This window comes from Petrimonas sulfuriphila, from assembly GCA_038561985.1.
Lineage (GTDB): Bacteria > Bacteroidota > Bacteroidia > Bacteroidales > Dysgonomonadaceae > Petrimonas > Petrimonas sulfuriphila.
The window spans coordinates 3,424,566-3,438,291 of sequence record CP073276.1 but is presented as its reverse complement, the minus strand read 5'-3'; the positions used below and the strand labels follow the sequence as shown (position 1 = coordinate 3,438,291).

9 protein-coding genes are annotated in these 13,726 nt (G+C 46.7%); 8 read left to right on the top strand and 1 reads right to left on the bottom strand.

Annotation, left to right across the window (positions count from 1 at the left end):
• Nucleotides 1-17 precede the first annotated feature (17 nt).
• The 6 genes from KCV26_14540 (at nucleotide 18) to KCV26_14515 (ending at nucleotide 7,350) form a co-directional block, all read left to right on the top strand.
• A complete protein-coding gene (locus tag KCV26_14540; GenBank protein WZX36496.1) occupies nucleotides 18-1,871 on the top strand; it encodes a von Willebrand factor type A domain-containing protein in 1,854 nt (617 codons plus the stop codon).
• A gap of 104 nt (nucleotides 1,872-1,975) precedes the next feature.
• Nucleotides 1,976-4,564 (top strand): ATP-dependent chaperone ClpB, encoded by a 2,589-nt coding sequence (clpB, locus tag KCV26_14535; protein WZX36495.1) that lies wholly within the window; start codon nucleotides 1,976-1,978, stop codon nucleotides 4,562-4,564.
• A 95-nt stretch (nucleotides 4,565-4,659) separates the two neighbouring features.
• The gene (nspC, locus tag KCV26_14530; GenBank protein ID WZX36494.1) at nucleotides 4,660-5,802 is read left to right on the top strand and encodes a carboxynorspermidine decarboxylase; all 1,143 of its coding nucleotides are present in this window, start codon (nucleotides 4,660-4,662) and stop codon (nucleotides 5,800-5,802) included.
• Between the two features lie 82 nt (nucleotides 5,803-5,884).
• Nucleotides 5,885-6,130, top strand: coding sequence for a GlsB/YeaQ/YmgE family stress response membrane protein (locus KCV26_14525; protein WZX36493.1), 246 nt, complete (start codon nucleotides 5,885-5,887; stop codon nucleotides 6,128-6,130).
• A 27-nt stretch (nucleotides 6,131-6,157) separates the two neighbouring features.
• Complete coding sequence (locus tag KCV26_14520; protein ID WZX36492.1) at nucleotides 6,158-6,742, top strand: nicotinate-nucleotide adenylyltransferase; 585 nt, start codon at nucleotides 6,158-6,160, stop codon at nucleotides 6,740-6,742.
• A 95-nt stretch (nucleotides 6,743-6,837) separates the two neighbouring features.
• Nucleotides 6,838-7,350, top strand: coding sequence for a hypothetical protein (locus KCV26_14515; GenBank protein ID WZX36491.1), 513 nt, complete (start codon nucleotides 6,838-6,840; stop codon nucleotides 7,348-7,350).
• Between the two features lie 62 nt (nucleotides 7,351-7,412).
• Here KCV26_14515 and speA read toward each other — a convergent pair whose 3' ends face one another.
• Nucleotides 7,413-9,314 (bottom strand): biosynthetic arginine decarboxylase, encoded by a 1,902-nt coding sequence (gene speA, locus KCV26_14510; protein ID WZX36490.1) that lies wholly within the window; start codon nucleotides 9,312-9,314, stop codon nucleotides 7,413-7,415.
• Nucleotides 9,315-9,508: 194 nt separating this feature from the next.
• On the opposite strand from speA, the gene KCV26_14505 reads away from it, so the two are divergent.
• Both KCV26_14505 and KCV26_14500 read left to right on the top strand, forming a co-directional pair.
• Entirely contained in the window at nucleotides 9,509-10,765 is a 1,257-nt protein-coding gene (locus KCV26_14505) for a serpin family protein (GenBank protein WZX36489.1), read from the top strand.
• A gap of 386 nt (nucleotides 10,766-11,151) precedes the next feature.
• Complete coding sequence (locus KCV26_14500) at nucleotides 11,152-13,695, top strand: adenosylcobalamin-dependent ribonucleoside-diphosphate reductase (protein WZX36488.1); 2,544 nt, start codon at nucleotides 11,152-11,154, stop codon at nucleotides 13,693-13,695.
• Nucleotides 13,696-13,726: the final 31 nt, after the last annotated feature.

Sequence of the window (13,726 nt, the reverse complement as noted above, 5' to 3'; positions counted from 1 at the left end):
TTAAAAACGAAAAAATTATGAAAACAACATTGCAACGGATCGGGATGATCCTATTTATGACAGGTTTTGTTTTTTCTGTTTGCGCACAGGAAATGGAAGTGACCGGGACGGTGTACGATGCTCATGACAAATCGCCGCTGGTGGGTGTGACCGTGCAGGTTAAAGGTACACAAAACGGTACTGTTACCGATGTAAACGGAAGATATAGGATAAAGGTAGAGAAAGGCAATACCCTCTCTTTTTCGTACATCGGTTATTTGGTACAAGAAATTAAAGTGAATAAACTACATTTGGATGTGTATCTGAAACCGGATAAAGTAGCCCTGGAAGAAGTGGTGGTGGTTGCTTTCGGAACACAGAAAAAAAATGCGGTGGCAGGTAGCGTTATGCGTGTTGCTGATCAGTCATATTACCTGCCGTCTGTGATTTTTCCGTATCCTCGCGAGGTAAATACGGAAGAATACGAAGCGTTTAAAGAAAACCGATTTCTGTCTACCATTCAGCATCCGTTATCTACTTTCTCGTTGGACGTGGATGGCGCATCCTACAGCAATATCCGGCGGATGATAAATCAGGGGCAAATGCCTTCGAAGGATGTAGTCCGCGTGGAGGAAATCGTCAATTATTTCAGTTACGACTATCCACAGCCTTCGGACGGGTATCCGGTGCGGATTGTTACCGAAACGGCGGTTTGTCCCTGGAACAAAAAGCATAACATGGTGCACATCGGGGTAAAAGCAAAAGAGATTCCTTCGGAAACGTTGCCGGTAAGCAACTTCGTATTTTTGCTTGATGTTTCCGGATCAATGTTCAGCGCCAATAAACTGCCGTTGGTAAAAGCATCGATGAAGCTGTTGGTAAACAATTTGCGCCCGAAAGACCAGGTAGCCATTGTTACGTATGCCGGAGCCGCGGGCGAAGTATTGCCATCGACAAGCGCTTCGGATAAACAGAAGATAATGGAAGCGTTGGATAATCTTCAGGCTGGAGGCTCCACCGCCGGAGGCGCGGGAATTCAATTGGCGTATAAAATTGCGGAAAAAAATTTAGTGAAAGGCGGAAATAACCGGGTGATTTTATGTACCGACGGTGATTTTAACGTGGGTGTTTCAAGTCTAACCGAGTTGGAGTCGCTGATTGAAAGCAAACGGAAATCGGGCGTTTTTTTAACCGTTCTCGGTTACGGGATGGGGAATTATAAGGATAACAAACTACAGACGCTGGCACAAAAAGGTAACGGTAATCACGCATATATCGATAACTTGCAGGAAGCAAACAAAGTGTTGGTAAACGAATTTGGAGGTACGATGTACGCTGTTGCTAAGGACGTGAAGCTGCAAGTGGAATTTAATCCTAACTTTGTGAATGCCTATCGGTTAATTGGCTACGAAAGTCGGTTGCTCAACGACGAAGACTTTAACGACGACACCAAAGACGCGGGCGAACTTGGCGCCGGGCATACCGTTACTGCTCTGTACGAAATTGTTCCTGTTGGCGTAGATGTTCCTGTCGGCAACGTGGATAAATTGAAATACCAACAAACTAAAAACGATGTATCGTTACCCAAATTTGCCGATTCCAAAGAATTGCTAACCGTGAAACTCCGTTACAAAGAGCCGGATAAAGATGTGAGCAGGAAACTGGAAGTTCCCGTCTTGGCAAACCGGATGAATCTAAATGCTTCGCAGGACTTCAACTTCGCCATGGCGGCGGCCATGTTCGGACAGTTGTTACGCAATAGCGATTTTAAAGGCGATGCTGAATATTCCGACGTGATCCGTCTTGCCCGTAAAGGATTGGGCAACGATCCGAACGGGTATCGGCACGAGTTTATCCGGCTGGTGGAAGCCGTGGAGCAGTTGGAAAAGTGAGTCCCTGCCAAATCGTCATAACTTTCTCTTTGGCAAGGAAATTGTTCGTTTAAAGCAAAGAGTCAAGATGCAAGAATCAAGACTTTTATCTAAAAAAACAACATATGAACTTCAACAATTTTACAATCAAGGCACAGGAGGCGGTGCAAAAAGCCATTGACCTGGCGCAGGCAAGCAATCAGCAAATGATTGAACCCGCTCACCTGCTCAAAGGTGTGATGTTGGTGGGCGAAAACGTTACCCATTTTTTGTTTCAGAAGCTGGGAGTGAACGTGAAGAACCTGGATACAGCTGTGGATAAGGAGATTGAATCCTATCCGCGCGTTTCAGGCGGAGATCCGATGCTGAGCCGTGAAACAAACGCCGTTTTTCAGAAATCTACCGATTTTGCGAGCAAGATGGGCGACCAGTTCGTGTCGCTCGAGCATTTACTGCTGGCAATTATCAGCGAGAGGAACGCTGCTTCGCAGTTGATGAAAAATGCCGGAATTTCACAGAACACGCTCCAGTCGGCCATTAACGAGTTGCGCAAAGGCGAAAAAGTGACCAGCCCATCCGCGGAGGATACCTATCAATCGTTGGGCAAATATGCCGTGAACCTGAACGACAGGGCCAGAAACGGCAAGCTCGACCCCGTTATCGGCCGCGACGAGGAGATTCGCCGCGTGCTGCAGATCCTGAGCCGCCGCACCAAGAACAATCCCATTCTTATCGGTGAGCCGGGAACCGGAAAAACGGCCATTGCCGAAGGAATCGCACACCGTATCGTTCGGGGAGACGTGCCCGAAAACCTCAAGAGTAAGGAGATTTATTCACTCGATATGGGTGCGCTCATCGCCGGGGCAAAATACAAGGGAGAGTTTGAGGAACGGTTGAAATCGGTAGTGAACGAGGTGGTGAAAGCAGAGGGAGAGATTATTCTTTTTATCGATGAAATCCATACGCTTGTGGGTGCCGGAAAAAGCGACGGGGCCATGGATGCTGCCAACATTTTGAAGCCGGCGCTGGCGCGGGGTGAGCTGCGTGCTATCGGTGCTACTACGCTGGACGAATATCAGAAGTATTTCGAAAAGGACAAGGCGCTGGAACGACGCTTCCAGACGGTTATGGTGGACGAACCCACGGAGTCGGACAGCATCTCCATCCTCCGGGGATTGAAAGAAAAGTACGAAAACCACCACAAAGTGCGTATCAAGGATGAAGCGATCATTGCTGCCGTGCAACTGTCGCACAGGTACATCACCGACCGGTTTCTGCCCGACAAGGCCATTGACCTGATGGACGAGGCGGCGGCAAAATTACGCATGGAAGTGGATTCCGTGCCGTATGAACTGGATGAGATCATGCGCCGCATCAAGCAGTTGGAAATTGAACGCGAAGCCATCCGCCGCGAGAATGATACAGCCAAGGAAGAGATGCTGACCAAGCAGATCGAGAACCTGCGCGAAGATGAAAACGTGCTGAAAGCGCGGTGGCAATCGGAAAAAGAGTTGATCAACCGGATACAGCAGAACAAGATTGACATTGAAGATGCCAAGTTCCAGGCAGAAAAAGCCGAGCGGGAAGGTGACTACGGAAAAGTGGCCGAATTGCGGTACGGGAAAATAAAGGAAAAGGAGGCGGAAATCGAGCAGCTTAAAAATCAGTTACACGAAACCCAGGGTGGCAGTGCCATGATTAAAGAGGAGGTGGATGCTGAAGATATTGCAGACGTGGTTTCCCGGTGGACTGGAATTCCCGTGAGCAGAATGTTGCAAAGCGAACGCGAGAAGCTGCTCCACCTCGAGGAAGAGTTGCATAAACGTGTTGTCGGACAAGAAGAAGCCATTACCGCCGTTGCCGATGCCGTGCGCCGTAACCGTGCGGGACTGAGCGATCCGAAACGCCCGATCGGTTCGTTTATCTTCCTGGGAACCACCGGAGTGGGAAAAACCGAGCTGGCAAAAGCCCTGGCCGATTACCTGTTCGACGATGAGAACATGATGACCCGCATCGACATGAGTGAATACCAGGAGAAATTCAGCGCTACGCGGCTGATCGGGGCACCTCCCGGATACGTGGGTTACGACGAAGGGGGGCAATTGACCGAAGCGATCCGCCGGAAACCCTATTCCGTGGTGCTGTTTGATGAGATTGAGAAAGCGCATCCCGATGTTTTCAACATCCTGCTGCAGGTGCTGGACGACGGGCGGCTGACCGACAACAAGGGGAGGGTGGTGAACTTCAAGAATACGATCATCATCATGACTTCCAACATGGGCTCGAACGTTATCCGGGAGAATTTTGAGAAAATTACCGAACGCAACCGGGAAGAGATTGTTGAAAACACCAGGAACCTGGTGATGAATATGCTGAAGCAAACCATTCGCCCCGAATTCCTGAACCGTATCGACGATATCATTATGTTTGCTCCGCTCAAACAGGATGAAATAGCACAAATCGTGCGTATTCAGCTGAATATCGTAAAGAAAATGCTGACGGAGAACGGTATCGCACTGGAATACACCGATGAGGCGGTTCGGAGCATATCGGAGGCGGGATACGATCCCGAGTTTGGTGCACGTCCCGTGAAACGGGTTATTCAGCGTAAAGTGCTCAACCAGTTGTCGAAAGATATCCTTTCCGGCAAGGTGGATAATTCCAGGCCAATTGTGATTGACGCTATTGATGAAAACGTGTATTTCAGGAACTAGTGCCCTCTATTTTCAGCGGTAATCGTTTGTTTTTTGTACGCAGGGGCATGTTCATCGATTTTTTATGTAGATTTGCGTTACGAAAAAAATAAAACATGATCGACCTCAGTAAAATTCCTTCTCCGTGCTACGTAATGGAAGAGCGGTTGCTCCGCAAAAACCTGCAACGGATAAAATCGGTGGAAGAAAAGGCCGGAGTTAATATTATATTGGCATTTAAAGCGTTTGCCATGTGGAAGGCATTTCCCATTGTACGGGAGTATATCGGTCACTCCACAGCAAGCTCGGTAGCCGAAGCGCAGCTGGCATTCGAGGAAATGGGCAGTGCTGCGCATACTTACGCCCCGTCGTACACCGATTATGATTTTCCGCTGTTTCTGAAATACAGCAGCCACATCACTTTTAATTCATTGTCGCAGTTTCACCGGTTTTACCCGAAGGTCGTTGCTTCGGCCGGTGCTGTTAAATGCGGAATCCGCATCAATCCCGAATTTTCGGTGGTGGAGACCGATCTGTACAATCCGAGCATGCCGGGTTCACGGTTGGGGGTTACCGCAAAAAATATGGGTGATACCTTGCCGGAAGGAGTTTCCGGACTACACTTGCACAACTTGTGCGAAAACAATTCCTACGACCTGGAAAAAACATTGGAAGTTGTTGAACGGAAGTTTGGGCGTTTTCTGACAAAGGTGGAATGGCTGAATTTGGGGGGAGGTCACCTGATGACACACGAAGATTACGATGTGGAACATTTAATCGGGTTGCTTATCCATTTTAGGGAAAAATATCCCAACCTGGAAATCATTATGGAGCCCGGCAGCGCGTTTGCGTGGCAGACGGGAGTCCTGGTGGCCGACGTTGCCGATATCGTGGAGAACGAAGGTATCCTGACGGCCATGCTTAACGTTTCTTTCTCCTGCCATATGCCCGATTGCCTGGAGATGCCCTACAAACCGCGGATCCGCGGTGCGTATCACGATCCTGTGGCCGGGAAACCTACTTACAGGATGGGGGGAAACAGTTGTTTGAGCGGAGATTTTATGGGTGAATGGTCTTTTGATGCTCCGTTGCAAGTGGGCGATAAGGTTGTTTTTGAAGATATGATTCACTACACCACCGTAAAAACCACCATGTTCAACGGTGTTTCGCATCCCTCTATCGGCCTTTGGACGCAGGAGGGCGAGTTCAAACTGTACAGGCGGTTCGGTTACGGGGACTATAAAAACCGGATGAGTTAGGAGTTTTACCGGAAAAACAAGAACAAATTAACGCCTTTCTCTGTTTATCTGGTGATAAAGAAACTTTTAAAAAATAAATGTCATGGGTTGGTTGTGGTTTATCATTATTGGAGCAGTGGCCGGATGGCTTGCGGGTAATATTATGCGCGGAGGTGGTTTCGGACTGCTGATGAATATCGTTGTGGGTGTTGTGGGTGCGCTTATCGGAGGCTGGGTTTTCGATCTGTTGGGAATAGGTACGGGTGACGGATTGATAGGAAGCCTCATTACCGCGTTGGTGGGTGCTATTCTCCTGCTTTGGGTAATATCCCTGTTTAAACGGGCGTAGCCCATAGGCGGATACAGTGTAGAGTTGATGAGGAAAAAACAAGTCGGCATTTTTTCAGGTTCCTTTAATCCGGTTCATATCGGGCATTTGATACTGGCAAACTATATGCTGGAATTCACCTATCTCGATGAAGTCTGGTTCGTAGTTACGCCTCAAAATCCGCTGAAAGAGATAGACAGCCTGCTTGAAGAAAAGATCCGGTTGGAAATGACGAGGCTGGCGGTAAAGGATTTTAACCGCCTGATCGTTTCGGATATTGAGTTCAACATGCCGAAACCCTCTTACACGATAGATACATTGACAAAACTGAAAACCGAAAATCCCGATTTGGAGTTTACGCTTGTCATCGGCAGCGATAACTGGACAAGGTTCCCGCGTTGGAAAGACAATGAACGCTTGGCAAAAGAATTTAAAATTCTGATTTATCCGAGGCTGGGAGAAGATATTCGAATAAACGGCCTATATCCGGAAAATGTTCGATTGGTGGACGCACCTGTCGTGGAGATCTCCTCCTCTTTCATACGGGAGGGTATCTTTGCGGGAAAGGACATGCGTGCTTTTTTACCCAACCGGGTTTATGACTTCATCCTGTCCAACAAGTTGTACAAATAATCCACATTTAGCACATTTAACAGGGAAAAACCGGGATAACCCGGGTCCTATTGGTTATTTTTGTCAGGAATAATTCATCCCAAAAACAGAACTATATGAAAAAATTTTTATCGATAGGGTTGGTGCTGTCTTTGATTGCAGCATTTTCATCGTGCAGCAGCAAACCCGGTGATTTACCCGTTTCGCAAAATGCTTCAGCAACAAAATCAATCAGTGTAATTGCTGCAGCTGGAAATACAACCTCCTCCGAAATAACGTTTAATTTAAGTGATTTTGCTGCATTGTCGCAATACGCAAAGTGGGTTGAAAGTGCATTGGTACAGACTACATCCGCAATATCGGTAGGTGGAGTTACTTCGGGTCAGGTTGTTGAATTAACCAATGTGAAATTGTCTTTGAAAAGTAATTCCAAGGCAAACCTGGACTTGCCAACGATTACAGCCAATACCTCATTCAAAGAGTTGCCTCAGCTTAATTTTTTGCAGAAAGTCCTCGATGAGGTTGTTAATAAGGGTACCTCTACCGTTGTTTTAACTTACAGGGCAACGAATGATATCACAACGTCCGTTACGTTTTCAATGAAGATTGACGGGAAGTTTTCGTTCTAAACCGATTTAAAGGTATTAAAAAAAGGCCGTTTTGCGGCCTTTTTTTGTGGGGATTATTCATTTTACTCCAGATAGGTATATCCGTAAAGTCCCGAACGGTAATTCGACAGGAACTCTTTTCCTTCTTCCACCGAAATTTTTCCTTTTTTCACCGAGCTCATTACCCAGGTTTCAACCGTACGAACCAGCTTCTTGGCATTATACTGTGCATACTCCAATACTTCGGCAACCGTCTCCCCATCAATTACCTGCTCTATTTTATATCCTGTATTTTCGTCCGTTACAACGTGGACCACGTTGGTGTCGCCAAACAAGTTATGCAGGTCGCCTAGAATTTCCTGATAGGCACCCACCAGGAAAACCCCGATGTAGTACGATTCATTTTTCTTCAGCGAATGGACCGGGATGAACGATTGATGAAAACCGCCCTGGGCTGTATAGCTGGCAATCTTGCCGTCGGAATCGCAGGTGATGTCCTGAAGTGTGGCCGTTCTTTCCGGTTTCTCATCCAACCGGTGGATGGGAATAATGGGAAATACCTGGTCTATGGCCCACGAGTCGGGCAGGGATTGGAACAACGAGAAGTTGCAGAAATACTTGTCAGGCAAAAGCGAAGAGAGCTGACGTAACTCTTCCGGGGCGTGCTTCGTACGGTTGATCGTAAAGTTAATTTCCCGGATAATGGAAAAATAAAGCTGCTCCACCTGAGCACGCGTTTTCAGCTCAAGCATTCCCAGGCTGAACAGGTCGAGAGACTCCTCCCGGATCTGTTGTGCGTCGTGCCACGCTTCCAGCATACGCGTCTGGGAAAGGTTGTCCCAGATCTTGTACAACTCTTTTACCAGCTCGTGGTCGTTCTCCTGGATTTCCACCTCTTCTCCCCATTCGGGTAACGTTGCTGTTTCCAGCACTTCGAAGATAAGTACCGAATGGTGTGCCGTAAGGGCACGTCCCGACTCGGTGATGATCTTGGGGTGGGGAATTTCGTTTTTGTTTGCCGCATCCACGAACGAGAATACCGAGTCGTTCACGTATTCCTGAATGGAATAGTTGATGCTGTTTTCGCTGTACGATGAACGTGTTCCGTCGTAATCCACGCCCAATCCGCCGCCGATATCCACAAATTCAACGTTGAACCCCAGCAGGTGAAGTTGTACGTAAAATTGCGATGCCTCACGCAGAGCGGTCTTTACACGCCTTATTTTTGTAATTTGGCTACCTATGTGGAAATGGATCAGCCGGAAACAGTCGGTCATTTTGTGCTTCTTAAGCAGGTCGAGCGCCTCGAGCAATTCGCTGGAGTTCAATCCGAACTTACTTCCATCACCGCCCGATTCTTCCCATTTCCCGCTGCCGGAACTGGCTAACTTAATGCGGATACCGATATTTGGCTTCACTTTCAGTCGCTTGGCAATTTCGATGGTCAGTTCAAGTTCGTTCAGCTTTTCAATGACGATGAAAACTTCTTTTCCCATTTTTTTCGCCAGCAAAGCCAGTTCGATGTAGCTTTCGTCTTTGTAGCCGTTGCAAATGATGATGGAATCCTCGCTGGTATTAATGGCCAGAACAGCGTGCAGTTCGGGTTTGGATCCCGCCTCAAGGCCGATGTTGAATCGTTTTCCGTAAGTCACGATCTCCTCTACCACCTGACGCATCTGATTGACTTTAATGGGATAGACGATGTAGTTTTGAGACGCGTATCCGTATTCCTTGGCCGCAATTTCAAAACAGGTAGATATTTTTTCGATCCGGTTGTCCAGAATTTGCGGGAACCTTACCAGAACCGGAGCAGAAACATCGCGAAGATAAAGCTCGCGCATCAACTCGTTCAAATCAACGGCTCCACCCGGTTTTTTTCGAGGCATAACCTGCACGTTTCCCTTTTCGTTTATTGAGAAGTATCCGTTTCCCCAACCGTCTATGTTGTACAGTTCCTCCGAATCCTCAATGCGCCATTTTCTCATTATCAATCAATTAAAAAAGTGGATAAATTTAGTCTGCAAAAGTAATTAATTTATTTGTTTTTCAGGCGGATTTTATAACAACATCCTTTGAAAAAGAAAGGAAGTTTTGTTTTATGTATTTTTAACGATACCGCATGCAGCTTTTTATTCGAAATCCCATCTAAAATTATATCACCCTGAAAATTTTAAAGGACATGAACTCAATAAAAAAAGTTGGTGCTTTGTTGCTTCTTGTAATTCTCTTTTTCTACGGTTGCGAAAAATCAGGTGTTGAAACAGTCACGAAAAATCTACCGGCCCCGGTGAAAATTGAACTTCGATCCGAGGAAGCCCGGCTGGTAAAAACCGATCAGCAGTTTGCTTTTGAATTTTTTTCCAACGTTTTCGAAGAGGAGACTAAAGAGGAAGACCAAAGTTTCATGGTGTCTCCTTTCAGCTTGAGCATGGCTTTGGCAATGACGTGGAACGGTGCTGCGGGAGAAACCAAAACGACGATGCAAAAAACGCTGAAAATGGAAAGTTATTCCGACAACGACATCAACGGTTACTACAAAAAGTTAAAGGAGGCGTTACTGAAAACCGATCCCTCAACCCAATTATCGATTGCCAATGCTATCTTTACAAATAAATTCGTAACCATCCAGCCCGGTTTCATCAAAACCAATACCGATTATTACGACGCAACGGTGCAGCCGGTGGATTTTTCACTTCCGGTAACGAAAGATATCATTAACCAATGGGCAGCGGACAATACCAACAACCTGATCAAAGAGGTCATTGATAAAACGAATGCCTATGACCTGATGTACCTGTTGAATGCAATTTACTTCAAAGGAAGCTGGACCGCAAGATTTGATGCAAAAAACACATCGAAGAAAGCGTTTACAACCGAAAACGGTACAAAACAAACGGTAGACATGATGTTTCAAACCGCTAAGTTTAATTACACCGAAGATGAAACCATGCAGGTGGTCCGGTTGCCTTACGGAAATCAGGCATTCAGTATGCTGGTTCTGTTGCCTAAAAGCGGTAAAAAACAGGCCGATGTAGTGTCTGCGTTGCAAGACAAGGAGTGCTGGGGAGAAATAAGAGCCGCATTGCATGAATACGAAGTGGAATTATATCTTCCGAAATTCAAAACCAAATACAGTAAGAAGCTGAATGAAGTTCTTACAAACATGGGGATGGGATTGGCTTTTAGCGATGCAGCCGATTTTAGCCGGATGTCGGCTTTTCCGGCCCGGATTGCTTTTGTAAAACAAGATACCTACATCAGCACCGACGAGCAAGGAACGGAAGCTGCTGCTGTTACGACCGTAGGTATGGAACTAACCTCCATGCCCGCAATTCCGCAGAAAGTAATTTTCAATGCAGACAAACCTTTTATTTACCTTATTCAGGAAAATTCCACCGGTGCCATTTTGTTTATGGGTTCGGTAAAAGATATTTAAAAAAACAACCTGATTTATTCATATTTTCAATAATTTTTTATTAAACGTTAAAACACTCAACGGTTTACAATTGTCGGGTGTTTTTTTGTTTATATTTCAATGTTTACACAGTACACCATAGATACAAAACTTAATATATTGATTCATATACGAGTTTAATAAAAAAGAAAACTTTTCACTCTTCGATAAAAATTAATCTTCTGTGTATGAGTGTATTGAAAAATATTTTGGAAAACTTTACACTTTGTTGAAAACTTTTTATTGATTCGTTTTGTTAACTTTGAAACATTTCTTAAACTTGTAATCCCAAATAACCATACTGTGGGAAACGTTGTGTTTTATTATTTGGGAAATAGTTGAATTAATCGGTCAAAAAAAATTAATTGATGAAGAAAGAAATTTATACTTTCGACGAGGCTTATAATGCATCGTTGGAGTATTTTAGAGGCGATGAACTGGCTGCAAAGGTTTGGGTCAGCAAGTACGCTTTGAAGGACAGTGAAGGCAATATCTACGAGAAGACGCCTGAAGATATGCATTGGAGGCTGGCAAACGAAGTGGGAAGAATCGAGAAAAAATACGCCAATCCGTTGAGCGAAAAAGAATTGTTCGACTTGTTTGACCAGTTTAAATACATCATTCCGCAGGGAAGCCCGATGACGGGGATCGGAAACGATTTTCAGGTAGCATCGTTGTCCAACTGTTTTGTGATCGGGATGGGTGGCAGCGCCGACTCTTACGGAGCGATCATCCGTATCGATGAAGAACAGGTGCAGCTGATGAAGCGTCGTGGTGGAGTGGGGCATGACCTGTCGCACATCCGTCCCAAGGGATCGCCCGTTAAGAATTCCGCACTCACGTCTACGGGGCTGGTTCCGTTCATGGAAAGGTATTCCAATTCCACGCGCGAAGTGGCGCAGGACGGACGTCGGGGCGCACTGATGCTGAGTGTTTCCATCAAGCATCCCGATGCGGAGGATTTTATCGACGCTAAACTGGAGCAGGGAAAAGTTACCGGAGCCAATATTTCGGTGAAAATCGATGATGATTTCATGAAAGCTGCCTCCGAAGGAAAACCGTACGTTCAAAAGTATCCCATTGATTCGGACACGCCAAAATACGAAAAAACGATAAACGCACAGGAGCTTTGGGAAAAAATTGTGCATAACGCATGGCGTTCGGCCGAGCCGGGGGTGTTGTTCTGGGACACGATTATCCGTGAATCGGTTCCCGATTGTTATGCCGACCTGGGTTTCCAGACGGTTTCAACCAATCCTTGCGGTGAAATTCCGTTGTGCCCTTACGACAGCTGCCGCCTGCTGGCAATCAACCTCTATTCTTACGTGGTGAACCCGTTCAAGGAAAATGCCCGTTTCGATTTTGAGCTTTTCGGAAAACACGTTCGTCTGGCTCAGCGCATTATGGACGATATTATCGATCTGGAGTCGGAAAAGATCGACAAGATTCTCGACAAGATCAACAGCGACCCCGAATCGGAAGAGGTAAAATCCTCGGAGCGTAATTTGTGGGAGAAAATCCGCAGGAAAACGCTTGAAGGCCGTCGCACAGGGGTAGGTATAACTGCCGAAGGCGATATGCTCGCCGCTTTGGGAATCCGCTACGGGTCGGAAGAAGGAAACGACTTCTCGGAGAGGGTGCATAAGATGGTGGCGCTCAACGCTTATGCTTCCTCGGTGGAGATGGCGAAAGAACGTGGAGCATTTAAAGTCTATGATGCCGAAAGGGAGAAGAACAACCCGTTTGTGAACAGGCTCAAGAAAGAGAATCCCCAGCTTTACAAGGATATGGTAAAACAGGGGCGCCGTAACATTGCCTGCCTGACCATTGCCCCTACGGGAACAACCAGCTTGATGTCGCAGACCACATCGGGAATAGAACCCGTTTTTATGCCGGTCTACAAGCGTCGCCGCAAGGTAAATCCGAGCGATAAGGACGTGAAAATCGATTTCGTGGATGAAAACGGCGATTCGTGGGAGGAATACGTGGTCTTTCACCACAAATTCGTGGACTGGATGGAAGCAAACGATTACCCTACTGCGAAAAAGTATTCGAACGAAGAGATCGACGAGCTGGTTGAGAAATCACCATACTACAAGGCCACTTCCAACGACGTGGACTGGCTCATGAAGGTGCGTATGCAGGGGCGCGTGCAAAAATGGGTGGATCACAGCATCAGCGTAACCATCAACCTGCCCGGCGATGTGACCGAGGAACTTGTGGGTGAGCTTTATATGGAAGCCTGGAAAAGCGGTTGTAAGGGATGTACGGTGTATCGCGACGGGTCACGCTCGGGTGTGCTTATCACAAACGACAACAAGGAGGAAGAGAAGGAGAATGAAGATTGTTACGAACTGCCGCAGGTCGTCACTTCCCGTCCTACCGAACTGGATGCCGATGTGATTAAATTCCAGAACAACAAAGAGAAGTGGATTGCTTTTATCGGGTTGCTGAACGGAAGGCCTTACGAGATCTTTACAGGTATCAACGATGAGGATGATGGCATCATGGTGCCCAAAAACGTTACCTCCGGGAAGATCATCAAAGCGTACGACAGTGACGGACGCAAGCATTACGATTTCCAGTTCCAAAACCGGAGGGGGTACAAGGTAACCATTGAAGGGCTGGACGGGAAGTTCAATCCGGAGTTCTGGAACTACGCGAAACTGATTTCGGGGGTGCTGCGTTACGGCATGCCTATCGATCAGGTGATCAAGCTGGTATCGGGATTGGAATTGGACAGCGAAACCATCAACACGTGGAAGAACGGCGTTGAACGGGCGTTGAAGCGCTATCTACCCAACGAAACCGAAGCGAAAGGCCAGAAATGTCCCGTATGCGGCTTCGAATCGCTGGTCTTTGAAGAGGGATGCCTCAAATGCCGCAACTGCGGAGCTTCGAAGTGCGGATGAAAGGATAGTAATTAATGGTTTGTAAACGAAT